This is a genomic window from Streptomyces sp. NPDC005931 (assembly GCF_042871235.1).
In the GTDB taxonomy this organism is placed as follows: Bacteria; Actinomycetota; Actinomycetes; order Streptomycetales; family Streptomycetaceae; genus Streptomyces.
Genome location: NZ_JBIAIG010000001.1, coordinates 706,078 through 730,412 on the forward strand (window position 1 = coordinate 706,078; position 24,335 = coordinate 730,412).

At 71.7% G+C, this 24,335-nt stretch carries 18 protein-coding genes and 3 tRNA genes; 10 read left to right on the plus strand and 11 right to left on the minus strand.

From position 1 onward, the window contains the following. The first annotated feature begins 210 nt into the window (after nucleotides 1-210). Together ACFYOV_RS03230 and ACFYOV_RS03235 are read left to right on the plus strand one after the other, a co-directional pair. Nucleotides 211-738, plus strand: coding sequence for a hypothetical protein (locus ACFYOV_RS03230; protein ID WP_128803032.1), 528 nt, complete (start codon nucleotides 211-213; stop codon nucleotides 736-738). Further along, a complete protein-coding gene (locus ACFYOV_RS03235) occupies nucleotides 739-1,515 on the plus strand; it encodes a hypothetical protein (protein WP_128803031.1) in 777 nt (258 codons plus the stop codon). Here ACFYOV_RS03235 and ACFYOV_RS03240 read toward each other — a convergent pair. Next, nucleotides 1,501-2,466: a recombinase family protein gene (locus tag ACFYOV_RS03240; protein WP_389082123.1), complete on the minus strand. Its 966-nt coding sequence runs from the start codon at nucleotides 2,464-2,466 to the stop codon at nucleotides 1,501-1,503. The genes ACFYOV_RS03235 and ACFYOV_RS03240 overlap by 15 nt on opposite strands. Nucleotides 2,467-2,573: 107 nt before the next feature. Beyond that, on the minus strand, nucleotides 2,574-2,825 hold the full coding sequence (locus ACFYOV_RS03245) for a DNA-binding protein (protein ID WP_389082125.1): 252 nt from the start codon (nucleotides 2,823-2,825) through the stop codon (nucleotides 2,574-2,576). A 137-nt stretch (nucleotides 2,826-2,962) separates the two neighbouring features. On the opposite strand from ACFYOV_RS03245, the gene ACFYOV_RS03250 reads away from it, so the two are divergent. Beyond that, a complete protein-coding gene (locus tag ACFYOV_RS03250; RefSeq protein ID WP_389082127.1) occupies nucleotides 2,963-4,546 on the plus strand; it encodes a tyrosine-type recombinase/integrase in 1,584 nt (527 codons plus the stop codon). Nucleotides 4,547-4,668: 122 nt separating this feature from the next. Here ACFYOV_RS03250 and ACFYOV_RS03255 read toward each other — a convergent pair. The 3 genes from ACFYOV_RS03255 to ACFYOV_RS03265 form a co-directional block, all read right to left on the minus strand. Next, a tRNA-Ile gene (locus tag ACFYOV_RS03255) sits at nucleotides 4,669-4,745 on the minus strand. Nucleotides 4,746-4,924: 179 nt separating this feature from the next. Beyond that, nucleotides 4,925-4,997: transfer RNA gene (locus ACFYOV_RS03260), tRNA-Asn, on the minus strand. Between the two features lie 5 nt (nucleotides 4,998-5,002). Further along, nucleotides 5,003-5,075 (minus strand) — tRNA-Asn (locus ACFYOV_RS03265). Nucleotides 5,076-5,263: 188 nt separating this feature from the next. Between ACFYOV_RS03265 and ACFYOV_RS03270 the strand changes: the two genes are divergently transcribed. The 4 genes from ACFYOV_RS03270 to ACFYOV_RS03285 all read left to right on the plus strand — a co-directional run bounded on the left by ACFYOV_RS03270 (nucleotide 5,264) and on the right by ACFYOV_RS03285 (nucleotide 10,885). Further along, nucleotides 5,264-5,569, plus strand: coding sequence for a YtxH domain-containing protein (locus tag ACFYOV_RS03270; protein ID WP_389082129.1), 306 nt, complete (start codon nucleotides 5,264-5,266; stop codon nucleotides 5,567-5,569). Nucleotides 5,570-5,650: 81 nt separating this feature from the next. Next, on the plus strand, nucleotides 5,651-7,105 hold the full coding sequence (locus ACFYOV_RS03275; RefSeq protein WP_389082132.1) for an FGGY-family carbohydrate kinase: 1,455 nt from the start codon (nucleotides 5,651-5,653) through the stop codon (nucleotides 7,103-7,105). Nucleotides 7,106-7,223: 118 nt separating this feature from the next. Continuing rightward, nucleotides 7,224-8,957 carry an ABC transporter ATP-binding protein gene (locus ACFYOV_RS03280; RefSeq protein ID WP_389082134.1) on the plus strand — a complete coding sequence of 578 codons (1,734 nt, stop codon included), beginning with the start codon at nucleotides 7,224-7,226 and terminating at the stop codon, nucleotides 8,955-8,957. Next, a complete protein-coding gene (locus ACFYOV_RS03285) occupies nucleotides 8,957-10,885 on the plus strand; it encodes an ABC transporter ATP-binding protein (RefSeq protein ID WP_389082136.1) in 1,929 nt (642 codons plus the stop codon). Before ACFYOV_RS03280 ends, ACFYOV_RS03285 begins: the two co-directional genes overlap by 1 nt. Nucleotides 10,886-11,064: 179 nt before the next feature. Here ACFYOV_RS03285 and ACFYOV_RS03290 read toward each other — a convergent pair whose 3' ends face one another. From ACFYOV_RS03290 to ACFYOV_RS03310, 5 genes are all read right to left on the minus strand, one after another. Continuing rightward, nucleotides 11,065-12,360, minus strand: coding sequence for an RNA polymerase sigma factor (locus ACFYOV_RS03290; protein ID WP_389082139.1), 1,296 nt, complete (start codon nucleotides 12,358-12,360; stop codon nucleotides 11,065-11,067). A gap of 91 nt (nucleotides 12,361-12,451) precedes the next feature. Beyond that, nucleotides 12,452-14,380 (minus strand): DNA primase, encoded by a 1,929-nt coding sequence (gene dnaG / locus ACFYOV_RS03295; protein ID WP_389082141.1) that lies wholly within the window; start codon nucleotides 14,378-14,380, stop codon nucleotides 12,452-12,454. 29 nt (nucleotides 14,381-14,409) lie between these two features. Continuing rightward, nucleotides 14,410-15,675: an NAD(P)/FAD-dependent oxidoreductase gene (locus tag ACFYOV_RS03300; RefSeq protein WP_389082143.1), complete on the minus strand. Its 1,266-nt coding sequence runs from the start codon at nucleotides 15,673-15,675 to the stop codon at nucleotides 14,410-14,412. Between the two features lie 134 nt (nucleotides 15,676-15,809). Further along, nucleotides 15,810-17,126 (minus strand): deoxyguanosinetriphosphate triphosphohydrolase, encoded by a 1,317-nt coding sequence (locus ACFYOV_RS03305; RefSeq protein ID WP_389082146.1) that lies wholly within the window; start codon nucleotides 17,124-17,126, stop codon nucleotides 15,810-15,812. Nucleotides 17,127-17,376: 250 nt separating this feature from the next. Further along, nucleotides 17,377-18,285 carry a sirohydrochlorin chelatase gene (locus ACFYOV_RS03310; protein ID WP_389082148.1) on the minus strand — a complete coding sequence of 303 codons (909 nt, stop codon included), beginning with the start codon at nucleotides 18,283-18,285 and terminating at the stop codon, nucleotides 17,377-17,379. A 214-nt stretch (nucleotides 18,286-18,499) separates the two neighbouring features. On the opposite strand from ACFYOV_RS03310, the gene ACFYOV_RS03315 reads away from it, so the two are divergent. The 3 genes from ACFYOV_RS03315 to ACFYOV_RS03325 are packed head-to-tail and all read left to right on the plus strand — an operon-like array spanning nucleotide 18,500 to nucleotide 22,083. Continuing rightward, nucleotides 18,500-19,216 (plus strand): vancomycin high temperature exclusion protein, encoded by a 717-nt coding sequence (locus ACFYOV_RS03315; RefSeq protein ID WP_389082151.1) that lies wholly within the window; start codon nucleotides 18,500-18,502, stop codon nucleotides 19,214-19,216. Between the two features lie 32 nt (nucleotides 19,217-19,248). Beyond that, nucleotides 19,249-19,719: a hypothetical protein gene (locus ACFYOV_RS03320; RefSeq protein WP_389082453.1), complete on the plus strand. Its 471-nt coding sequence runs from the start codon at nucleotides 19,249-19,251 to the stop codon at nucleotides 19,717-19,719. Between the two features lie 24 nt (nucleotides 19,720-19,743). Beyond that, nucleotides 19,744-22,083, plus strand: a complete 2,340-nt coding sequence (locus ACFYOV_RS03325) for a molybdopterin oxidoreductase family protein (protein ID WP_389082153.1) — start codon at nucleotides 19,744-19,746, stop codon at nucleotides 22,081-22,083. Nucleotides 22,084-22,499: 416 nt separating this feature from the next. Here ACFYOV_RS03325 and ACFYOV_RS03330 read toward each other — a convergent pair whose 3' ends face one another. Then, nucleotides 22,500-24,143 carry a M4 family metallopeptidase gene (locus tag ACFYOV_RS03330; RefSeq protein WP_389082156.1) on the minus strand — a complete coding sequence of 548 codons (1,644 nt, stop codon included), beginning with the start codon at nucleotides 24,141-24,143 and terminating at the stop codon, nucleotides 22,500-22,502. Nucleotides 24,144-24,335: the final 192 nt, after the last annotated feature.

Consider the following 24,335-nt stretch of genomic DNA (forward strand, 5'->3'; position numbering starts at 1 on the left):
AATCTCGCAGCCTGGAAAGCAGAGGAGGCGTGGGGGCCCGCATGCTGTGTAACGCGATGTACTGATGGTCTAACAGATCTTGCTTCGCAGCTCAGCTTAATGTCAACCAACATAGACATTAAGCTGTCCCGCGAGTCTCACTCGTCACACCGCCCGACCCGCCCGTCCCCCTTCCGGGCCTCCCGCACCCCCGAAGGAGCACCCAGCACCATGCCGTCCGGCCCGGATGTCCCCCTCGCCAGCAAGCTCGCCCTGCTGCTGCGCCGCAAGACCGAGGCGGACGGTAAGACTCCGAGCACCCGCGCGCTGGCCGCCGCGACGGCCGAGAGGCCCGGAGAGCGCCCTGCGATGACCCACCAGGTCGTGAACGACCTGCTGAACGGCGTCAAGTCGAACCCTTCGATCTCGCAACTGCGGGGACTCGCACGGGCATTCGACTGTCCGGTAGCTTTCCTACTGCCCAGTTACAACGGTTTGACGTCTCTGTCGGTCTATGAGGAGCAACAAGACGCCCGTGAGGCGCTTCGGCTAGTCCATGACCTGGGCGAGGCTGGAGCCGCTGAACTCCTTGAGGCCGCTCGTGAGATTCGGCTACGTCACGGACGTACCGATCTCACCGTCCCCGAGGTTCCCGAACCGATGCCGCCTGCCGCTGAACCACCGCGGCCAGGCCGGCGACGGCGGCTCAGCTTCACTGAAGCGGCAGAAAGGGCGGTCTCTGATCTGGAAGGAACGTGAATGGACGGCATCGTCTTCGGCTTGTGCGCGCTCTTCGGCATAGCGGGCACAGTGCTCTCTGCCAGGGAAGCCTGGCGCCAGCGCAGCCGGAACGACTACCGCATCGCCCGCTTCGCCCGCACCATAGCGTTCGGCGTCTGCACAATCGGGGTCATCTTCGCCATACCCCCGGTCGAAGATCTCGTCGAGTCCATGACCGGCATGAACAACGCTGCCAAGCTCGGAGCACACTTCTGCGCCGTGCTCTGGTGCGGCAGCCTTCAGCTCATGCTTGTCGACTGGTCGTACAAGCATGAGGTGCTGAAGGCCAGCCTGTATGCGCGGATCGCGTTCGCTGTCTGCGTCCTCGCCGCGATGCTGCCGCTGTTCGTCGAGACCACTGGCGAGAGGATCGAGTTCACGACGGAGTACGCCACAGTTCCAGGCGTCACCGTCTACCTCATGGTCTACCTGGCCTATGTGGCGGTCACGTGCGGCGAGATCGCGTTCCTCTGCTTCGGCATGGCTCTGTCCGTGCAGCGGAGCGGAAACGTCTGGTCGGCGCGCGGCCTGGGCCTGTCGGCCGCAGCAGCCATCCTGGGTGTCGCGTACGCGGCCAGCAAGGGCTCATACCTGGTGACCCACTACCTCGGCCACCCCTGGCCGCTGCACGCCGAGGAGATCGTCTCGCCCGCCCTGGCCGGTCTCGCCACCATCGCGCTCATCTCGGGTCTGACCATGGCGATGGTCGGTAGGCGCATCGCACTGCGCAAGGCGTCCGTTTCAGCGGGCGTCTGACAGGCCGGGCAGCTTGCGCCAGTGCAGGACAACCCTGCCAGGCTCAACGGTGCGCACTCCGCGGGCCCTCGCGGGGAACACTTCGATGTTCTCCAGGAACAACCTCACGATGGCTCTCTTGGACGCGGACGGCGCCGTGTTCCACCACCGCACCAGGTCCTTGGCGTTGCCGAGGGAGAAGTCCGCCATCTGCTCGGCGTACCGCAGGCGCGATCGGGTGTCCTTGATGTTGGCCGTGATCTCGCGATCGGCGGCCACGAATGCCTCGCTGCTGATCTGCCGCTGACCGTAGAGGGTCGCCGCTTCGCCGCGGCGGCCCTCCAACTCTTCGATGGTTGCCTTCATCTTCTCGACCTGCGCGCGGACAGCGGCCTGAGCCTTGAGGATCTGGTCGCGGATGCCGGGCTTGAGGAGTTCGGCCACGACGTATTCGCCGACGTAGTTCTCCAGGAGTTCGCCATCGATGCGGACCTCACCGCAGCCTCCGCGGCCGTCCTTGTCCTTTGGACGGCAGCGGTACCCGGGCGTCCCGGCGTTGGTGCGTGCCCCCTGAAGCGCCCAGGTGCACTTGCCGCACGTGCTGGCGCCATCCACCAGGAGGTAGTCGTAGGGCGGGGCCGCGTCCCCCGTCTTGCGGCTCTGGTCCCGCTCTTGGAGGGCCTTGAACTCTTCCGGAGTGATGGCGCCCGGGTGGCCGGCATCAACGAGTTCACCATCGTTGTCATACCGCAGTCCGGCAATCGCCGGGTTCCGGAAGAGGCGTCCGACCGACGCGTCCTTCCACTCACCCCCGAGCGTGCCCCGGTAGCCCTCACCATTCGCCCACACGGCGATGTCCGCGTTGGACTGGCCGCCCTGCAACGCTCGGCTCACCATCTGGCGAAGCGGGCCCACCTCGTCATCACGTAGCCGACGACGCGACGCGTCGTCGAAACCGTAGAGCCGTGGCATGCGGTCGTCCGTTCTTCTCTGGTGCGCCCCCTAGCCGCCCGATCCTAGATCACAGCCCTGTGGAAGGGGCCGTGAGCTAGGGGAATCGATACGCCAAAGCTACGTGATCAGCCCGCGGGTGGCGTCACTTCGAGCACTCGCCACAGCGCGGCAGTAGGGACCTTCACCGTGCTGCCCATCGTGAGCGTCTGCACGGGGAAAGACCCTTCCTTGATCAACTTGTAAGCCTTGTGCACACCGATACCCAGTGCCCGCGCCGCCGTTGTGACGTTCACCGTCGGCGGCAGTGCAAGCAGTTCCTCCAGGGTCATGGTGCTGGCCCCGGGGTCCGTAGCTACAGAAGCGTTCTTCGTGGTCATTCCCGTTGTCGCGTTCTCCCCCGCGCCAACGTCACATAAGTATACGCCAACACTGGAGTGTTGGGGCAAGATAGGGCATCGGTTCGACAAGGACCGGCACAGAAGTTCCACAACCGAAGGCCACGAAGGGGATATTCGTGTTCAACCCCAGCTACTACCGGCAGTGCGCCTGCCGGGAGCCCGTGATCGGGGACGACGGCACTCCGATACTCGACGCCGATGGCCGCCCAAAGCGGCGACTTCTCGGCGCCAGCTGCCCCAAGCTGGACCAGAAGGGCCACGGCCGCTGGTACTTCTACTTCGAGCTCGAAGCGGGCGAGGGCGGCAAGCGGCAGCGCGTTCGGCGCGGCGGGTTTGCCACGAAGGATGCGGCGAAGACCAAGGCGTCCGAGGTCTACCGCGACGCCGTCAAGGGCACGGACGTGCTCAGCAACGCCACCGTGAAGGAGGACCTGGACGCCTGGCTCAAGAGGAAGAGGAGCCTGGCCCGCACGACCTTCCACGGGTACGAGGAGCACGTCCGGCTCTACCTCGAACCCCACCTGGGGCACATCAAGCGGCGCGACCTCAAGCTGCGGCATATCGAAACGATGTACGACGCGATCGAGCGGGAGAACGCCGAGCGGCTGATCCACCACGCCCGGATAGTCGAGTTGCAGGAAGCTCGCGATGCCGCCTATGCGACGTGGGTCCGCGCCGCGGGGAAGAAGGAGGAGCGCCGCGCCACACGCCGCGCGTACCTCGACGCCAACGCCGCCCTCCGCGAGGGCCGCAAGGGGAAGCGGAAGATCACCAGCGCCGCCACGATGCACCGCATCAACGCCACCCTCAGCTCGTTCTTGGGTAGCGGCATCAAGCGCGGCGACTACATGACCAACTGGGCCGCGATGGTCGAGCTGCCGCCGATCAAGCGGCCCAAGGCGCTCGTCTGGACGCCGGAACGGGTCGCAGAGTGGAAGCGCACCGGTACGAAGCCCAGCCCCGTCATGGTCTGGACCCCGGAGCAGACCGGCGAGTTCCTGGACTTCATCGCCGACGACAGGCTGTGCGGCATGTGGCACGGGTTCATCTTCCGCGGCCCCCGGCGCGGCGAGATGTGCGCGCTGCCTTGGACGGAGGTCAGTCTGACCAGCTCCTGGTTCCGCATCTCCGCGCAGACCGTCGAGATCGCCTACCGGATGTACGACGAGGCCCCGAAGCAGGACAGCGTCCGCACTGTCACGCTCGACGCTCTGACACGCGCACTGTGGGCCACGTGGCGAGAAACCCAGGAACAGGAACGTCAACAGTGGTCCGGGGAGAAGGCGTGGGTTGAGAGCAATCGGGTCTGGACCCACGAGAACGGCGAACCCCTCCACCCCGACTGGATCAGCCGGCGCTTCAACCGGCTCGTCGAGCTATCTGGGCTTCCCCCGATCCGCCTGCACGACACCAGGCATCTATCAGCGACGCTGGCGTTGCTCGGCAAGGCAGACATCAAGGTCGTCCAAGAGCGGCTGGGGCACAGCTCCCGCCAGATCACCTCAGACACCTACACGAGCGTCCTGCCGCAGCTCCTGACCGCCGAGGCGGAGTCCACGAGCGCGGTCGTACCCCGCTCGAAGAAGGTCGCTCCCCGGCGAGACAAGCCGAAGTCGCCGGAGAAGCAAGATGAGGCACGTGAGGCAGACGTGGATGCTGAGGGCGATGAGCCGGACGAGGGAGTTCGTCCCGCCGCGTGACCTGCGTCCCAACATTGTCCCAACACGCGTGATTGCATGATCAGGATGGGCCGCCAAGATCTCTCGGTCATCGCCCCGACCGGCTAAGTGCCTGGTCGGGACGTTTCTGCGCTGCCATTCTGTGGTGGGGCGGGTGGGACTCGAACCCACGGCCGACGGATTATGAGTCCGCTGCTCTAACCGGCTGAGCTACCGCCCCATAACGGCGTGTCGCGTACATGTGTGCGCGCCGTCTGCCGCAGCATAGCCGCTCATACGATCTCCTGCCTCGGATGGTCGACTACGTGCGGGCCTCGGTGACCATGGAGACTGCTCCCAGCCCCACACGGTTCCTGAGGGCATGAAAAAGGACCCCTGAGGGGTCCTCGTTCAGCACTGCTCCCCCGACTGGACTCGAACCAGTAACCTGCCGGTTAACAGCCGGCTGCTCTGCCAATTGAGCTACGGAGGACCGAGCTCCCCCGACTGGACTCGAACCAGTAACCTGCCGGTTAACAGCCGGCTGCTCTGCCAATTGAGCTACGGAGGAATGCCTCGTTGCATCGAACGTACCTACCTGGGTATCCGCCAGGGGGCGCGCGTCCGCTGCGACACATACATTAGCGCAAGCAGGGGGGTGCTCCGCCAATCGGTACTCCCCGGCGCCGACGCCGCACCGGAGACCTACGCAGACCCACGCGGATCTGCGCAGACCTACGCAAGGGAAGGGTGGCCGCCATGCGTTACCGGCTCACGTTCGTCGCCGGAGTCGTCCTGGGTTACGTGCTGGGCACGAGGGCCGGGCGCGAGCGCTACGAGCAGCTGAAGAAGTCCGCTCGGCAGTTCGCGCAGAACCCGGCCGTCCGCAACACCGCGGAGACCGCCGCACAGCAGGGCCGCGAGTTCGCGGGCAAGGCCTACCACGTGGTCAGCGACAAGGTCGGTGACCGCATGCCCGACTCCGTGGCCCAGCGGGTACGGACCCTGCGCGAGCGCACCGCGCACGGCTCGGGCGAGGACGACTGGGGCACCAGCAACACCTGAGGGTCCCTACCCGGCGCCGGTTCGGACGACTCGTCGGGCCATGGCCCGACCCAAGCGGTGCGGTACGGCAGAATTTTCGCCATGGGGATAGTCGCCGGGTTGGACAGTTCGCCCGATTTCACTCGTATCGTCGTCTGCGACGCGGACACCGGAGCCGTGCTCAGGCAGGGATATGCACCGCATCCCGTGGAGAACCCCGACGGTGCCGGTCGTCCCTCCGACGTCGATCCGCAGGCCTGGCTGCTGTCCCTGGGCGAGGCGGCGGGCGGCGGACTGCTGGAGGGCGTGCAGGCCATCGGCGTCTCGGCGCAGCAGAACGCGCTGGTGCCGCTGGACGCCCAGGGCAACGCGGTGCGGCCCGCCATGGTCGGCGGGGACAAGCGGGCGCAGGTCGCGGCGGCCGATCTGGTCGACGCGCTCGGTGGGCGCGAGGCGTGGGCGCAGGCGGTGGGGTGCGTGCCGCAGGCCGCGCAGCCGGTGACCAAGCTGCGCTGGATGGCCCGCACCGAGCCGGAGAACGCCCAGCGCACCGCGGTCGTCCTCCAGGCGCACGACTGGCTGGTGTGGCAGCTGCTGGGCCGGCCGGTGCGCCGGACCACCGACCGGGGCGGGGCCTCGGGCACCGGCTACTGGTCGGCGGCGACCGGCGGTTACCGGCCCGATCTGGTGGAGCTGGCGCTCGGGCACCAGGTGATGCTGCCGGAGGTGATCGGACCCGCGGAGGCGGCGGGCACGACGCCGGAGGGGCTGCTGATCTCCGCCGGCACCGGCGAGACCATGGCGGCGGCCTTCGGGCTCGGGATAGGACTGGGCGACGCGGTGGTGTCGCTGGGCGCGTCCGGGTCGGTGATGGCCGTCCACCCGGAGGCGCTGCACGACCGGAGCGGGATGATCACCGCCCTGGCCGACGCGACCGGCATGCACCTGCCCGTCGTCACCACGCTGAACGCCGTACGGACCCTGCGCGGGACCGCGGAACTGCTCGGGCTGCCGGATCTGGAGAGCCTGTCCGACCTGGCGATGAAGTCGACGCCGGGCGCCCACGGGCTGGTGCTGCTGCCCTACCTGGAGGGCGAGCGCACCCCGAGCCTGCCGCACACCGCGGGCACGTTGGCGGGCCTGCGGCGGGAGTCGATGAAGCCGGAGCATCTGGCGCGGGCCGCGTTCGAGGGCATGCTGTGCGGGCTCGCGGACGCGCTGGACGTGCTGCGCGGCCGGGGCGTGGACGTGCGGCGGGTGTTCCTCCTGGGGCCCGCCGCGGAACTGCCCGCCGTGCAGGCGGCGGCGCCCTCGCTGTTCGGGGCGCAGGTGATGGTGCCGCAGCCCGCCGACTACGCCGCGATCGGCGCGGCCCGCCAGGCGTCCTGGGCCCTCGGCGTCTCCCAGGGCACCCTGGACCCGCGCACCCCGCCGGTCTGGCAGGGGGCGGCGGCACAGGTGCTGGACCCCGGCGAGGAACTGGCGGTGGGACAGGCGGTGCGCCAGCAGTTCGTCTCGGTGCGGGAGCAGACCCACCCGGGCGCGTTCCGGCTGTAGCGGGAGGGGCGGGCCGGGACACGGGGCGATAATCGGTTGAGGTAACGCGGGTGGAGTGTCCGACGATAGGGGCCACGGGCAACCACATGCCTCCGTCGTCCACTCCGAGAGAAGCAGCGTGCTCATACGACTCCTGCGGACCTGTCTCAGGCCCTACAAGAGACCCATCGCCCTCCTCGTCCTGCTTCAGTTCCTCCAGACCTGCGCCACGCTCTACCTGCCCACCCTGAACGCCGACATCATCGACGAGGGCGTGGTGAAGGGCGACACCGGCCACATCCTGGCCTACGGCGCGCTGATGCTCGGCGTCTCGCTGGCGCAGGTCGGGTGCAACATCGGTGCCGTGTACCACGGCGCCCGGACCGCCTCGGCGCTCGGGCGGGACCTGCGGGCCGCGGTGTTCGACCGCGTGCAGTCCTTCTCCTCCCGCGAGGTGGGTCGCTTCGGCGCACCGTCGCTGATCACCCGCACGACGAACGACGTCCAGCAGATCCAGATGCTGGCGCTGATGACGTTCACCCTCATGGTCTCCGCGCCGATCATGTGCGTGGGCGGCATCGTGATGGCGCTCGGCCTGGACGTCCCGCTGTCCGGGGTGCTGGTCGCGGTGGTGCCGGTGCTGGGGATCTGCGTGACGCTGATCGTGCGGCGGGTGCGCCCACTGTTCCGAGCCATGCAGGAACGGCTCGACACCGTGAACCGGGTGCTGCGCGAGCAGATCACCGGCAACCGTGTGATCCGTGCCTTCGTCCGTGACGCGTACGAGCAGCGGCGGTTCCGGAAGGCCAACGCCGAGCTGACCGACCTGTCGACGGGCACCGGCAACCTGCTGGCGCTGATGTTCCCGGTGGTCATGACGGTGGTGAACCTGTCGTCGATCGCCGTGGTGTGGTTCGGAGCGCACCGCATCGACAGCGGCGGGATGCAGATCGGTGACCTGACCGCGTTCCTCGCCTATCTGATGCAGATCGTCATGTCCGTGATGATGGCCACCTTCATGTTCATGATGGTGCCGCGCGCCGAGGTGTGCGCCGAGCGCGTCCAGGAGGTACTGGACACCTCCTCGAGCGTGGTGCCGCCCACCACGCCCGTCACCGGGCTGCGCCGGCACGGCCATCTGGAGGTGCGGGGCGCGGGCTTCAGCTATCCGGGCGCCGAGGAGCCCGTGCTGAAGACGATCGGCCTGGAGGCCCGCCCGGGTGAGATCACCGCCGTCATCGGCTCGACCGGCAGCGGCAAGTCCACGCTGCTCGGGCTGGTCCCCCGGCTGTTCGACGCGACCGAGGGCGAGGTCCTCTTGGACGGCGTGCCGGTCGCGGACATCGAGCCGGCGCTGCTGGCGCGGACGGTCGGACTCGTGCCGCAGAAGCCGTACCTGTTCGCGGGGACGGTGGCGACCAATCTGCGCTACGGCAATCCGGACGCATCCGACGAGGAGCTGTGGCACGCGCTGGAGGTGGCGCAGGCCAGGGAGTTCGTGGAGCGGCTGGAGGGCGGGCTCGACGCGCCGATCGCGCAGGGCGGCACCAATGTCTCCGGCGGTCAGCGCCAGCGGCTGGCGATCGCCCGGACGCTGGTGCAGCGCCCGGAGATCTACCTCTTCGACGACTCCTTCTCCGCGCTCGACTACGCCACCGACGCGGCGCTGCGGGAGGCGCTGGCCCGGGAGACCGCGGAGGCGACCGTGGTGATCGTCGCCCAGCGGGTGGCGACCATCCGGGACGCCGACCGGATCGTGGTCCTCGACGAGGGGCGGGTCGTCGGCACCGGTCGGCACCACGAGCTGATGGCGGACAACGAGACCTACCGGGAGATCGTGCTCTCCCAGCTGACGGAAGCGGAGGCTGCCTGATGGCGGGGCCGATGGGGCGGATGATGGCCGGGGGCGGCCCCGATCAGCGTTCGATGGACTTCAAGGGGTCGGGCCGGCGCCTGATCGCCCAGTTCCGGCCGGAGCGCCTGACCGTCTACGGGCTGGTGGCCTGCGTGGTGCTGAGCGTCGGCCTCAACGTCGTCGGGCCGAAGATCCTCGGTCACGCGACCGACCTGGTGTTCGCCGGCATCGTCGGGCGGGAGATGCCGGCCGGGGAGAGCAAGGAGCAGGTCCTCGAGGCCATGCGGGAGCGCGGCGAGGGCGATGTCGCCGACATGCTGCGCAGCACCGCGTTCACGCCGGGCGAGGGCATCGACTTCACGGCCGTCGGGAACGTCCTGCTGTTCGCCCTGGCGGTGTTCGTGGTCGCCGGTCTGCTGATGGCGGTGGCGACGCGGCTGGTGAACCGGGCCGTGAACCGCACGATGTTCCGGATGCGCGAGGACGTCGAGACCAAGCTGTCGCGGCTGCCGCTGTCGTACTTCGACCGGAGCCGGCGCGGCGAGGTGCTGTCGCGGGCCACCAACGACATCGACAACATCGGGCAGACGCTCCAGCAGTCGATGGGCCAGCTGATCAACTCGCTGCTGACCATCGTCGGGGTGCTGGCGATGATGTTCTACGTCTCGTGGGTCCTGGCGCTGGTCGCGCTGGTGACCGTGCCGCTGTCGTTCGTCGTCGCCACGCGCGTGGGCAAGCGGTCGCAGCCGCACTTCGTGCAGCAGTGGCGCTCCACGGGCAGGCTCAACGCGCACGTCGAGGAGATGTACACCGGGCACACCCTGGTGAAGGTGTTCGGGCGGCAGGAGGAGTCCGCGCGGCAGTTCGCCGAGCAGAACGAGGCGCTGTACGAGGCCGGGTTCCGGGCGCAGTTCAACAGCGGCGTCATGCAGCCGCTGATGTTCTTCGTGTCGAACATCAACTACGTGCTCGTGGCGGTCGTGGGTGGGCTGCGCGTGGCGTCCGGGGCGCTGTCCATCGGTGACGTGCAGGCGTTCATCCAGTACTCACGGCAGTTCTCGATGCCGCTGACGCAGGTGGCGTCGATGGCGAACCTGGTCCAGTCGGGGGTGGCGTCGGCGGAGCGGGTCTTCGAGCTGCTGGACGCGGAGGAGCAGCAGGCCGACCCGGAGCCGGCCGCGAAGCCGGCCGTGCTGCGCGGGCGGGTGGAGCTGGAGCACGTGTCGTTCCGCTACGAGCCGGACAAGCCGCTGATCGAGGATCTGTCACTGGTGGTGGAGCCCGGGCACACGGTGGCCATCGTGGGGCCGACCGGCGCGGGCAAGACCACGCTGGTGAACCTGTTGATGCGGTTCTACGAGGTCACCGGCGGGCGCATCACCCTGGACGGGGTGGACCTGACGCGCATGTCCCGGGACGAGCTGCGTTCCGGGATCGGCATGGTGCTCCAGGACACCTGGCTGTTCGGCGGCACCATCGCGGAGAACATCGCGTACGGGGCCGCCCGGGAGGTCGGCCGGGAGGAGATCGAGGCGGCGGCGCGGGCGGCCCACGCGGACCGGTTCGTGCGCACGCTGCCCGACGGCTACGACACGGTGATCGACGACGAGGGCAGCGGGGTCAGCGCCGGGGAGAAGCAGCTGATCACCATCGCGCGGGCGTTCCTGTCCGACCCGGTGATCCTGGTGCTGGACGAGGCGACGAGCTCCGTGGACACCCGCACCGAGGTGCTGATCCAGAAGGGGATGGCCGAACTCGCCCACGGGCGCACGTCGTTCGTCATCGCACACCGGCTCTCCACGATCCGGGACGCGGACACGATCCTCGTCATGGAGAACGGCGCGATCGTCGAACAGGGCGCCCACGAGGACCTGCTCGCCGCCGACGGCGCCTACGCACGGCTGTACCGGGCGCAGTTCGCGCAGGCGGTGGCGGAGGTCGACTGACCGACGCCCCCGGCGGCGTACGCGGGGAGCGCGGACGCGGGGCGGTGTCCCCGCGTCCGCCGCGGCCGGAACGATCGCCCGTACGTCGCAGGGGGATGCGCGCCCGCACGTCCCGGCAGGCACCCACGCGCACCGCGCCGCGGGGCGCCCACCCATGCCGGACAGCGCTGCCGGGGTGGTCAGTCGAGGTACCCCCTGAGCTGGTCCGCGAAGGCGTGGTCGCGGAGTTTGTTGAGGGTCTTGGACTCGATCTGGCGGATGCGCTCGCGGGTGACGCCGAAGAGGCGGCCGATCTCCTCCAGGGTGCGCGGGCGGCCGTCGACGAGGCCGTAGCGGAGCTGGACGACCTTGCGCTCCCGCTCGCCGAGGGTGGACAGGACCGCCTCCAGGTGCTCCCGGAGCAGCAGGAACGCGGCGGACTCGACGGGGCTCGCGGCGTCGCCGTCCTCGATGAGGTCGCCGAGCGCGACGTCGTCCTCCTCGCCCACAGGGGCATGCAGGGAGACGGGTTCCTGGGCGAGCCGCAGGACCTCGCCGACCCGCTCGGGAGGCAGGTCGAGCTGGGCGGCGACCTCGGCCGGGGTGGGTTCGTAGCCGCGTTCCTGGAGCATGCGGCGCTGGACGCGGACGACGCGGTTGATGAGTTCGACGACGTGGACGGGCACCCGGATGGTGCGGGCCTGGTCGGCGAGGGCGCGGGACATGGCCTGGCGGATCCACCAGGTGGCGTAGGTGGAGAACTTGTAGCCGCGGGCGTAGTCGAACTTCTCCACCGCCCGGATCAGGCCCAGGTTGCCCTCCTGGACCAGGTCGAGCATGGTCAGGCCGCGCCCCACGTACCGTTTGGCGACGGACACCACCAGGCGCAGGTTCGCCTCGATCAGACGGCGCTTGGCCATGCGGCCCATGACGACGAGCCGGTCCAGGTCGTGGGCGAGGCGGCTGTCCAGGTCGGGGGTGACGCGGAGCTTCTCCTCGGCGAACAGGCCGGCCTCGACGCGGCGGGCGAGGTCGACCTCCTCGGCCGCGGTGAGCAGGGGGATGCGGCCGATCTCGCGCAGGTACTGGCGGAACAGGTCCGAGGAGGGGCCACCGGTCTCGGACCGCGCGGGCGGGGCCTCGGCGGCCGGGGCCGCGGCCAGCGGTTCGGACGGCTCGGGCGGGCCCTCGGGCCCTGGCCCGGCCTCGGCCTCGGGCCCCGTCCCCGGGTGGTGCACGACGTGGCTCTGCGCGGGCATCGCCATCAGCACCTCGGCCTGCGGCTCCGCGGCGGCCGCGGCGGTGTCGGTCTGGGTGAGGGTCTGGGTCTGCACGGGGGCGACCTCCAGGATGATCGCTGCCTCGGAGGGCGGCAGCGGTACGTCGGGAGCGGAGTCGGCGGCCTCGCCGCTGTCCGTCCCGTACGCGATGAGCGGAACCGCGGGGGTGGGGGACCCGCCGACGACGGATCGGCCGCGCTCCGAGGACTCAGGCACCGCACCCCAGTGTGGGGTACGACACAACGTCCCCACGAGGGTCGTGCGGTGACTTTTTGCGTCCGGTTCGTGACCGCGTGGTGATGCCGGTCTACAGCGCCGCGGCGCCGTGCTCGCGCAGGGCCTGGTCGTACTGCTGGAGGACCCACAACTCGTTCTGCACCGAGGCCAGTTCGGCCGGGTCGCCGTGGGCGCCGAGGCGGGTGAGACGGCCCTGGATGTCGCGGACGCGGCGTTCGACGGCGCGGCGGCGGACGGTGACGAGCTGGGCGCCCGCGTAGGTCTCGTCGACCTCCTTCACGCCCCGGTGCAGCATGATCGCCTCGACGGCGAGCTCGGTGACCATCGCGCGGACGGTGTCGTCGGGGGCGGCGTCGCGGACCCGGATCAGGTACTCCTGCGGCTCCTGCACGCCGGACTCCGCGCCGCCCGCGTCCAGGACGGCCTGGCGCACGGCCGCGTACGGCGGGGCGGTGAACTCGTCGACGCCGTACGCGTCGAAGGCCGGGGACACCAGCTCGGGGCGCTGGAGGGCGAGCTTGAGCAGCTCGCGCTCGGTGGCGAAGACCGGGTTGCGCAGGTTGAGGGCGGGGCCGCGCGGGGTGGCCCCGGCGGGGGCGTACTGCTGCGGGCCGGGGCCTCCGTGCCGCGCCCGGTCCGTGGGCGCGGGGCCCCGGCCGCCCCGGTCACGGGCCCAACGGGCCAGCTGTGCCACCCGCTTGACGACGAATTGGGTGTCGAGGATGCCGAGCATCCCGGCGAGCTGGACGGCGACCTCGTGCTGGGCGCCGCTGTTCTTGATGCGGGCGACGATCGGGGCCGCCTCGTCCAGCGCCGCGGCGCGGCCCGCCGGGGTGTCCAGGTCGTAGCGGCCGACGATCTGGCGCAGCGCGAACTCGAAGAGGGGGGTGCGGGGTTCGACCAGGTCCGCGACCGCCTCGTCGCCCTTGGCGAGACGGAGGTCGCAGGGGTCCATGCCGTCGGGGGCGACGGCGATGTACGTCTCGGCGGCGAACTTCTGGTCGTCCTCGAAGGCGCGCAGGGCCGCCTTCTGGCCGGCCGCGTCGCCGTCGAAGGTGAAGATCACGCGGGCCGAGCCGTTGTCCATCAGCAGCCGGCGCAGGATCTTGATGTGGTCGCCGCCGAAGGCGGTGCCGCAGGTGGCGATGGCGGTGGTGACGCCGGCGAGGTGGCAGGCCATGACGTCGGTGTAGCCCTCGACCACGACCGCGCGGGAGGACTTGGCGATGTCCTTCTTCGCCAGGTCGATGCCGTAGAGGACCTGAGACTTCCGGTAGATGGCGGTCTCGGGGGTGTTGAGGTACTTCGGGCCGTTGTCCGCCTCGTGGAGCTTGCGGGCGCCGAAGCCGACGACGTCGCCGCCGATGTCGCGGATGGGCCACATCAGCCGGCCCCGGAAGCGGTCGATGGGTCCGCGGCGGCCCTCCTGGGCGAGACCGGACAGCAGCAGTTCCTTGTCGCTGAAGCCCTTGCCGCGCAGGAAGCGGGTGAGGTGGTCCCAGCCCTGGGGGCTGTAGCCGACGCCGAAGTGGAGCGCCGCGGCCTGGTCGAAGCCGCGCTCGGCGAGGAACACCCGGCCCGCCTCGGCCTCGGGGGAGGTCGCGAGCTGTTCCGCGTACCACTCGGCGGCGACCTTGTGGGCCTCGACCAGGCGGATCCGCTCGCCGCGCTGGTGGGAGGGGTTGTAGCCGCCCTCCTCGTAACGCAGGGTGATGCCGGCCTGACCGGCGAGCCGCTCGACCGCCTCGGAGAAGGAGAGGTGGTCGATCTTCATCACGAACGTGATGGTGTCGCCGCCCTCCTGGCAGCCGAAGCAGTGGAAGAGGCCCTTGCTCGGGCTGACCTGGAAGGACGGCGACTTCTCGTCGTGGAAGGGGCACAGGCCCTTGAGGTTGCCGCCCCCGGCGCCCCGCAGCTGGAGGTACTCGGACACCACGGCGTCGATCGGGACCGCGTCCCGTACCGCCTTCACGTCCTCGTCGTTGATCCGTCCTGCCACGCGTGAATTCTACGGGGACGCACCGACACTCAGGAGGCGAGGCTTTCCAGCGGTACGTGCGGGTCCGCGAGCGCCTCGGTGTCCACCCGGGCCCCGGTGCGGATCAGCCGCTGGATCGGGTCCGTGACGTCCCACACGTTGACGTTCATCCCGGCCAGCACGCGGCCCTCCTTCACCCAGAAGGCGACGAACTCGCGCTTGCCCGCGTCCCCGCGGATCACCACCTGGTCGTAGCTGCCGGGCGGCGCCCAGCCGGAGTACTCCATGCCCAGGTCGTACTGGTCGGTGAAGAAGTAGGGCACACGGTCGTACGTCAGTTCCCGGCCGAGCATCGCGCGGGCCGCCGCCGGCCCGCCGTTCAGGGCGTTGGCCCAGTGCTCGACGCGCAGCCGGGTGCCGAACAGACCGTGCGGGAAGGAGGCGACGTCGCCGGCCGCGTGGATGTCGGGGTCGGAGGTGCGCAGCCGCTCGTCGACGAGCACGCCGCCGCCGTCCGCGGGGCCGGCGAGCGCCAGGCCGGCCGCCTCGGCGAGTCCCGTGCGGGGGGCGGCGCCGATGGCGGCGAGGACGGCGTGCGCGGGGTGCTCCTCGCCGTCGTCGGTGCGGGCCGCGAGGACCATGCCGTCCTGGCCGGTGATCTCGGTGAGCGTGGCGCCGAAGTGGAAGCGGACGCCGTGGTCGCGGTGCAGCTCGGCGAAGAGCTGACCGAGCTCGGGGCCGAGGACCGAGTGCAGCGGGGTCGGCGCGCGGTGGACGACGGTGACCTCCGCGCCGTACTCGCGGGCCGCCGCCGCGACCTCCAGGCCGATCCAGCCGGCGCCGGCGATCACCAGGTGGCCGTTGTCCCGGCCGAGGGCGGCCAGGACGGCCTTGAGGCGGTCGGCGTGGGCGAGGCGGCGCAGGTGGTGGACGCCGGCGAGGTCCGTGCCCGGGATGTCGAGGCGGCGGGGCTCGGCGCCGGTGGCCAGCAGCAGTTTGTCGTAGCGGACGGTGGTGCCGTCCTCGCCGAAGCGGACGGTCCTCGCGGCGCGGTCGATCGCGGCGACGGTCTGGCCGAGGTGCAGTTCGACGTCGTGGCGGGCGTACCAGGCGGGCTCGTGCACGAAGACGCTCTCGCGTGCCTCCTTGCCGAGGAGGTAGCCCTTGGACAGCGGCGGCCGCTCGTAGGGGTGGTCGCGTTCGTCGCAGATCAGTATCACCCGGCCGGTGAAGCCCTCCGCTCGCAGCGTCTCGGCCGCCTTGGCGCCCGCCAGACCGCCTCCGACGATGACGAATGTCTGATCCGCGTCGACCACTTGATGCCTCCTCGTAAGAATGCCGCCACTTGCGAGCGTCCCGCACGCAGGGTGATGCGGGAAGAGGGAGTGGCCCGATCAGGCCACGCAGGGTCACATTCGGGGGTGCCCGGGCCCCCGGTGTCCCGGCCGTCTCACGGGTGCCCCGTCAGACGGGCATGCAGGGAGCGGGCGGAGGTGTCGGTGAGGGACGCGATCCGGTCGACGATCACGCGCTTGCGGGCGCAGTCGTCGGGTGCCTTGTCGAACAGCGCGCGGAACTGCGGGTCCAGGCCGTCGGGGGCGCGGGCGGTGAGCGCCTCGGCCAGTTCCAGCACCACGATCCGCTGCTCGGCGCGGAGCCGCTCCTGCTCGGCGCGCTGCATGACGTACCGGTCGGCGACCGCCTTGAGGACGGCGCACTCCATGCGGGTGCCGCGCGGGACGACGAGCTCCGCCGCGTACCGCGTGAGGCGTCCGCCACCGTACGCCCGGCGGGTGGCGCCCTCGGCGGCGAGGCAGAAGCGGCCGATGAGCTGGCTGGTGGCGTCCTTCAGGCGGGCCTGGGCGACGGCGGTGCCGTCGTAGCCGTGCGGCCACCACTCCTGGTCGAGGAGGCGGTCGAGGGCCTCGGCGAGTTCCGCGGGGTCGGTGTCGGCGGGGACGTACCGTCCGACGGCGACGGCGAAGACCTCCCGCCGTTCTGGGTCGGCGTGCAGGCAGTTCGGGTCGATGTGGCCGGCGTGCAGGCCGTCCTCCACGTCGTGCACCGAGTAGGCGACGTCGTCGGACCAGTCCATGACCTGGGCCTCGAAGCAGGTGCGGGTGCCGGGGGCGCCCTCGCGGACCCAGTCGAAGACGGGGCGGTCGTCCTCGTACACGCCGAACTTCGGGGAGGTCGGGTCGGTGGGGTGGGCGCCGCGGGGCCAGGGGTACTTGGTGGCGGCGTCGAGGGTTGCCCGGGTGAGGTTGAGCCCGACGGAACCCTCGGGGGTGAACCGCTTGGGTTCGATGCGGGTGAGCAGACGCAGCGACTGGGCGTTGCCCTCGAAGCCGCCGCAGTCCTCGGCGAACTCGTTCAGCGCCTGTTCGCCGTTGTGGCCGAAGGGCGGGTGGCCGAGGTCGTGGGAGAGGCAGGCGGCCTCCACGAGGTCGGGGTCGCAGCCCAGGGCGGCGCCGAGTTCACGGCCGACCTGGGCACATTCGAGGGAGTGGGTGAGGCGGGTGCGGGGGCTGGCGTCCCAGGCGTGGCCGAGTTCGCCCGGGGTGACGACCTGGGTCTTGCCGGCGAGGCGGCGCAGGGCGGCGGAGTGCAGGACGCGGGCGCGGTCGCGCTGGAAGGCGGTGCGGCCGGGGCGCTTGTCGGGCTCGACGGCCCAGCGGGCCACCGACGCCGGGTCGTAGCCCGGGGGTGGGAGGTGGTGTTCGTACGCGTGCGGGGTGGGGTCGGTGGGGGTGCGGGTGCCTTCCATGTCTCGACAGTACGGGGAGGCGGTGACAGAGGGCTGCGGGTGCGCCTGCGCGTCCGCCGGATGCGGGTGCGCGTCCGCCGGGAGGGCCCGTGCGCCTGCAGTGAGGGCCCGTGCGCCTGCAGTGAGGGCCCGTGCGCCTGGCAGGGTGGGGAGGGTGCGGGGGTGGGGCAGGTGTCTTGTGGCCGGTCGCGTGGCGCGGGTGTCCGGGCCCCGGTGGGGCGGGAGCGGTACCGGACGTCTACCGGACGCCTCAGGCCGATGCCAGTTCCGGTTCCGTGGCGGCCGGCGTGGTGCGGGTCCGGTCGTAGCGGTGGAGGAGGAGGTGGGCCATCGACGGGTGGGTGCCGAGGGGGGCCGCGGCGATCCCGGGGGCCGCCCGGGCGCACTCCGTGGCGAAGCGGCCGGGGGCCGTGAAGTAGGAGGCGACGGCCACCCGGTGCCGGCCCCGGGCGGCCAGGGCGCGTACCGCGTCGGGGACCGTGGGCGCGGCGGCGGAGGCGTAGGCGGGGACGACCGGGACGCCGAGGCGGGCCGCGAGCTGGTCGGCCGTGCGGGACGTGTCGATCCGCGACTCGGGGTCGCGGGAGCCGGCCGAGGCCAGGACGACACCGCTCGCGCGGCGGGCCGCCTCGTCGGCCGGGGCGCACCAGCCGGCCTCGGTGAGGCGGGCGTGCAGGGCGTCCACCAGCAGCGGGTGCGGGCCGAGCGGCGCGGCCACGCGCGTGTGCAGCCGCGCCTCGGCGGCCATCTCGGGGATGTCCCGCTTGACGTGGTAGCCGCGGCTGAGCAGCAGCGGCACCAGGACGGCGGCGTCGGTGCCCCGCGCGTCGAGTTCCGCGAGGGTGTCGGGCAGCAGGGGGGCGTTCAGCTCGATGTGCCCCAGGTGCACCTGGAGACCGGGCCGCAGGGCGCGGACGCGGTCGAGGAGTCCCCGTACGGTGCTCAGGGCGCGCGGGTCGCGGCTGCCGTGGGCCACGACGACGAGGGCGGGCGAGGCCGACGGGCGGCGTCGGCGGCCGTCGAGGGCCACCAGGCCGAGCTGGTCGGCGAGCTGGCTGCTGATGCGGTTCATGAGGTGCGCCGTACTGTCGAGGTGGGTTGCCGGGGGCGGAAGCCGCGTGTCGGTTCTCTTCGTGCTCTTCGCGCTCGTCGCCGTCATGCACCGATGGTGGCGGCGGGACGTTGCCTTCCCGTTGCGCCGTAATGACGGGCGTTTTCCAGTGGTTCACGATGCGGACGCCGGGTGTGTGAGGGCGTTTGAGCTGCGCGTTCGACGCGGGATGTGAAGTCGGTCATACGGGGTGGAGTGAACCGGGGGCGGCACGGGGGCGTCCCCCACCGGAGGGGAGCCGACCGGGGAGGGGCCGTTTTCCATGCGCGACGCGATACGCCGGGTGGTGCCGCTCCGACCGCGCCTGCCGCGCACCCGCACCGGTCGACGGCGGCTGGTGCGGGCGGTGGTGGGGGCGTGCGTGCTGGCGCTGCTGCCGGCCACGTGGCTGCGCCTGACGGCCCGGGACGGGCTGCACACGACCGCCGACGTGCCCCGCACCGAGGTCGCCGTCGTCTTCGGGGCCGGCCTGTGGGCCGGGGAGCCGTCGCCGTATCTCGCGCACCGCCTGGACGCGGCGGCCGAGCTGTACCGCGCCGGCCGGATCGAGGTGGTCCTGGTCACCGGCGACAACAGCCGCGAGGACTACGACGAGCCGGACGCGATGCGCGCCTATCTGAACCGGCACGGCGTGCCCGACGCGCGGATCGTCAGCGACTACGCGGGCTTCGACACCTGGGACTCGTGCGTGCGCGCGAAGAAGATCTTCGGGGTGGACCGGGCCGTGCTGATCAGCCAGGGCTTCCACATCCGCCGCGCGGTGGCGCTGTGCCGGGCGGCCGGGGTCGTCTCCTACGGGGTCGGGGTCGACGAACGGCACGACACGACCTGGTACTACGGGGGCGTGCGGGAGATCCTGGCGGCGGGCAAGGCCGCCGCGGACGTGGTGTTCCGCCCGGACCCCCGCTTCCTCGGCCCCAGGGAGCAGGGGGTGGAGCGAGCCCGGGCGGCGCTCGGCGACGGACCGGACGAGCACTGAACCGGGCCCGCGAACCGCGGTGCGCTCGGCCCGTGGCGGACACGGCGCGGATCACGGTGACGCTCCCGAGCGAGCAGGTCACCGAGCCCAGGAAGCTCACGGACAACGTCCCCGGACACGTCGCCGAAGCGGTGGCGCGTCAGCCGCGGCACCAGTTGCTCCTTGCCGATCTCCCGCGCCACCAGGAGCGGGTGCCGTCCCGTGTCGAGGTCGAGCCGGTGACCGAAGGGGCGGCGAGGGGAGCCGCGGAACTGCTCGAGGCCGCGGGCCCGCACGGCCACACGTACGCGACCGTCACCGGGACGGCGCCGCGCCGGGCGGGGCCGGTCGCCGTGCCGGCCTCCGACGTCGACGGCATGTCCCGCCTCTACGGTGACCGCGTCCGGCTCGTCGGCGTCCGGGCGGACCCGCTGATCAGGGGCGCGTGGCGCCCTCACGGCGGCTTCGCGCCGACGGGGAGGTCGCCGTACCGGTCGTGTAACAGGGACCGGCGCGCCGCGTAACACCGGCCACGCAGGCTGAAGTGCATGCAGAACACCGTGACGCCCACGCACTGCCCCTACTGCGCCCTGCAGTGCGGGATGAATCTGACACCCACCGCCGACGGGACCGTCGAGGTGGGCGAGCGCGTGGACTTCCCGGTGAACCGGGGGGCGCTGTGCGGCAAGGGCCGGACGGCGCCGGCGGTGCTCTCCTCCCGGGTGCGGCTGACCTCCCCGTACGTGCGGTCCGGTGACGGCACGCTGGTGCCGGCGTCCTGGGACGAGGCGCTGGACCGGATCGCCGAGGGGCTCGGCCGGACGCGGGCGGAGCGCGGGCCGGACGCGGTCGGCGTGTTCGGCGGCGGCGGGCTGACCAACGAGAAGGCGTATACGCTCGGCAAGTTCGCGCGGGTGGTGCTGGGCACCTCCCAGATCGACTACAACGGCCGGTTCTGCATGTCGTCCGCGGCGGCGGCCGGCATCAAGGCGTTCGGGCTCGACCGGGGGCTGCCGTTCCCGCTGGAGGACATCCCGAAGACCGGCTGCGTGATCCTGGTCGGGTCGAACCCGGCGGAGACCATGCCGCCGTCGCTGCGCTACTTCACCGAGCTGAGGGAGAACGGCGGCACCCTGATCGTGGTCGACCCGCGCCGCACCAGGACCGCCGAGCAGGCCGACCTGCACCTGGCTCCCCGCCCCGGCACCGATCTCGCGCTGGCCCTCGGTCTGCTGCACCTGATCGTCGCCGAGGGCCGCACCGACGAGGCGTACATCCGGGAGCGCACCGCCGGCTGGGAGGAGACCCGGGCGGCGGCGATGGCGCACTGGCCGGAGTACGTGGAGCGGATCACGGGGGTGTCCGTGCCCGAACTGCGGGAGGCCGTACGGCTGTTCTGCGAGCCGGAGGCGGCGATGGTGCTCACCGCGCGCGGGCCCGAGCAGCAGTCCAAGGGCACGGACACGGTGGGCGCGTGGATCAATCTGTGCCTGGCGACGGGCCGGGCGGGCCGCCCGCTGTCCGGGTACGGGTGTCTGACCGGGCAGGGCAACGGGCAGGGCGGGCGCGAACACGGCCAGAAGGCCGACCAGTTGCCCGGTTACCGCAAGCTGACCGACCCGGCGGCGCGGCGGCACGTGGCCGAGGTGTGGGGCGTGGACCCGGACGGTCTTCCGGGGCCGGGGCGCAGCGCGTACGAGTTGCTGGACGCGCTGGGCACGGACATCCGCTCGCTGCTGCTGATGGGCTCCAACCCGGTGGTGTCGGCGCCGCGGGCCGCGCACGTCGAGGAGCGCATCCGCTCCCTGGACTTCCTGGCGGTGTGCGACGTGGTGCTGTCGGAGACGGCCGCGCTGGCCGACGTGGTGCTGCCGGTGACGCAGTGGGCGGAGGAGACGGGGACGACGACGAACCTCGAGGGCCGTGTGCTGCTGCGGCGGCGGGCGATCACCCCGCCCCCCGGCGTGCGCAGCGACCTGGAGGTGCTGCACGAACTCGCCGCGCGGCTGGGCGTGGAGAAGGGCTTCCCGACCGACCCCGAGGAGGTCTTCGAGGAGCTGCGCCGGGCGAGCGCGGGCGGGCCCGCGGACTACTCCGGGATCACGTACCGGCGCCTGGCGGAGGAGAACGGCGTGTTCTGGCCGTGCCCGACCCCGGAGACCGCGGACGGCCGGGAGCCCGCGGCCCCCGACACGGCGGGGCCGCAGGACGTCGCGCCCGACGCCGCCGATCCGGAGGACGCCGCCTTCGACGTGCTGCCCGACGACCCGGCGCGGGCGGAGGATCCCGGTCACCTCAGCCACCCCGGTCACCCCGGTCACGCCGGCCAGGGGCCCGCCCGGCGGGCCGGGGGCGCCGCTTCCGCCGCCTCCGTTCCCTCCCCCGCCGCCTCCGTTCCCACCCCCAGCGCCTCCCCCGGCGTCCACCCCGGCACCCCGCGTCTCTTCCTCGAGCGGTTCGCCACCGAGGACGGGCGCGCCCGGTTCGCCGCGGTCACGCACCGGGCGATCGCGGAGGAGCCCGACGACGAGTACCCGGTGCTGCTGACCACCGGCCGGGTCGTGGCCCAGTACCAGTCCGGCGCCCAGACCCGCCGGGTCGAGGAGCTGAACGCCGCGGCACCCGGTCCGTTCGTGGAGCTGCACCCGCGGCTCGCCGAGCGGCTCGGCGCGGCCGAGGGTGATCCGGTGGCCGTGGTCTCGCGGCGGGGCCGGGCGGTGGCCCCGGCGCGGATCACCACCGCGATCCGGCCGGACACCGTGTTCATGCCGTTCCACTGGACCGGCGAGGGCCGCGCCAACACCCTCACCAACCCCGCGCTCGACCCCACGTCCCGAATGCCGGAGTTCAAGGCGTGCGCCGTGCGGCTGGAGGCGGTGCGGCCGTAGCCGCCGTGGGGGGGACGGGCCGCAGACCACGATCGACGGGCCATGGAACCCGGCAGGACGGGCTGGGGCGGCGGCCAGGACCGTGTCCAGGTCCTGGCCGTCGCCCGCGGCAGCGTCGGCCTCTGTGTCTGCGGCACGGCCCGCTGGGCTCGGCGCCTCCGACGCGCTCTGCGTCGGCCCCGCTCCCGAACACCGGTGACGGGCCCGCGCTCTCGGGGCCGACACCGCCGAGACGCCGCACCCGTCCGCGGGGCCCCGGCGTCGCCGTGGCGGTCACCGGCCGGGGCGACCTGCCTGCCCCGCCCCGTCAAGTGTCTGAGCCGGCGGAAGCCGTGGGCCACGGTGGGCGGGCGGCGGGGCACGGTGGACCGGTCGAAGGCCGCGGTCGGGTGGCCCGTCGGCACGCGGCCGGCGCGTCAGCCCACGTTCACCGCGCTCCAGGCCGCCGCCACCGCCGCGTACTCGGTGCCGCCCACGCCGTAGAGGTCGCCGGCCGCCTTCAGTGTGGCCGTGCGGGCGCCCGCGTAGTCGGTGGACGAGGTCATGTAGACGGTGAGGGCGCGGTACCAGATCGCGCCGAGCTTGGCCCGGCCGATGCCGGTGACCGTGGAGCCGTCGCAGGTCGGGGAGTCGTGGGCGACGCCGCCGAGGGTCTTGGCGCCGCTGCCCTCGGCGAGCAGGTAGGCGAAGTGGTTGGCGACGCCCGAGGAGTAGTGCACGTCGAGGTTCCCGACGGAACCGGCCCAGCAGTCGGCCGACGTGCCGTCCTTCGACGGCTCGTCCATGTACCGCAGGGCGCTGCGGCCGAAGCCCTCGCGGACGATCTCCTCGCCGATCAGGTAGTCACCGGTGTCCTCGGGGTTGGCGGCGTGGAATTCCACCAGGGTGCCGAAGATGTCCGAGGTGGCCTCGTTCAGTCCGCCGGACTCGCCCGAGTAGGTCAGCGCCGCCGTCTTCGATGTCACCCCGTGGGTCATCTCGTGCCCGGCGACGTCGAGCGACACCAGCGGGCCCATCTGGACGCCGTCACCGTCCCCGTACGTCATGCAGAAGCAACTGTCGTCCCAAAAGGCGTTGTTGTACTTGTTCCCGTAGTGCACGCGGTTGTACGAGCCCTTGCCGTCGCCCGCGATGCCCCGGCGACCGTGGACGTCCTCGTAGTAGTCCCAGGTGACGTCGGTGCCGTACTGCGCGTCCACCGCGACGGTGGCGCGGTCGGCCTCGGTGCCCGTGCCCCAGTGGTTGTCGGTGTCGGTGAGGACGGTGGCCGGGGCGCGGCCGAGACAGAGGCTGAGGACGCACAGGTCGGTCCGGTTGCCCGCGTCGCCGGTGTAGGTGTTGCCGCGGGTGGGGTCCCTGAGCTCGTACGACGGTCCCGAGGACGTCGTCTCCAGCGGAACCGTGCCGCCGTACAGGGACCGTCCGTCGCCGGACGCGCTCTCGAGGCTGTCCCAGGCGTCGATCCGGGCACCGGTGCGCGCGTCGGTCAGCAGGGTGCGGGCGACCGGGTTGCCGAGGGAGTCCTGGGCGACCGCGTCGGTGCGCCAGGCGAGTCGGGGGGTGCCGTGCAGGGCGTCGACGACCAGCTCGGGCCTGGCGGTGAGCCGGTCGAGGGTGTCGCCGAGGTGGGCCGCGCGCAGGGCGTCGGCGGCCAGGTCGGCGACCCTGGGAGCGGAGAGACCCGGGGTGACGGTCGGCAGGTCGATGGCGGCCCGGGTGGCGCGGTCGGCGCCGCGGTATGTGCCGTCCGGCGCCAGATGGACGACGAAGTCGCCGCCCAGGACGGGTAGTTGCCGATAGGTGCGGTCGTAACGGACGTGCTGGGTGCCGTCCCGGTCGACGACGACGTCCCGGACCGTCGTCTCCTGGGCGGCGGTCAGGCCGAGGGCGGCGGCGTGGTCGGCGAGGGCCGACGCGGCGTGCCGGATCGCGGTGGCACGGGTGGGCCGGTCGGCCGCGCCGGCGGTGGGGGAGAGTGCGGTGGCCAGCAGGGCGGCGCTGCTGACGGCCACCGCGGCGGTGACGGGACGGGAACCTCGGGCATGCCGTATCCGGCTCAAGCGGTCTCCTAGAACGGGCGCCCCGACACGGTGGGGGGAGGGGCGGCGGTAATGGTGACCGCGATTCAAGTGGCGCTGAACATGTCATGTCCATAACGTGAATGTGGGGGTGTGTGAGGGGTGAGAATCGTTCCTGCAAGGCTCCGGTGGCACTTCGGTGCAGAGGGGCTCCCCGACCGTCCGTGCAGGTGA

Coding starts and splice junctions, on each gene's coding strand:
- ACFYOV_RS03230 (WP_128803032.1), top strand. CDS start 211: ATGCCGTCCGGCCCGGATGTCCCCCTCGCCAGCAAGCTCGCCCTGCTG.
- ACFYOV_RS03235 (WP_128803031.1), top strand. CDS start 739: ATGGACGGCATCGTCTTCGGCTTGTGCGCGCTCTTCGGCATAGCGGGC.
- ACFYOV_RS03240 (WP_389082123.1), bottom strand. CDS start 2,466: ATGCCACGGCTCTACGGTTTCGACGACGCGTCGCGTCGTCGGCTACGT.
- ACFYOV_RS03245 (WP_389082125.1), bottom strand. CDS start 2,825: ATGACCACGAAGAACGCTTCTGTAGCTACGGACCCCGGGGCCAGCACC.
- ACFYOV_RS03270 (WP_389082129.1), top strand. CDS start 5,264: ATGCGTTACCGGCTCACGTTCGTCGCCGGAGTCGTCCTGGGTTACGTG.
- ACFYOV_RS03275 (WP_389082132.1), top strand. CDS start 5,651: ATGGGGATAGTCGCCGGGTTGGACAGTTCGCCCGATTTCACTCGTATC.
- ACFYOV_RS03285 (WP_389082136.1), top strand. CDS start 8,957: ATGGCGGGGCCGATGGGGCGGATGATGGCCGGGGGCGGCCCCGATCAG.
- ACFYOV_RS03305 (WP_389082146.1), bottom strand. CDS start 17,126: ATGGAAGGCACCCGCACCCCCACCGACCCCACCCCGCACGCGTACGAA.
- ACFYOV_RS03310 (WP_389082148.1), bottom strand. CDS start 18,285: ATGACGGCGACGAGCGCGAAGAGCACGAAGAGAACCGACACGCGGCTT.
- ACFYOV_RS03315 (WP_389082151.1), top strand. CDS start 18,500: ATGCGCGACGCGATACGCCGGGTGGTGCCGCTCCGACCGCGCCTGCCG.
- ACFYOV_RS03325 (WP_389082153.1), top strand. CDS start 19,744: ATGCAGAACACCGTGACGCCCACGCACTGCCCCTACTGCGCCCTGCAG.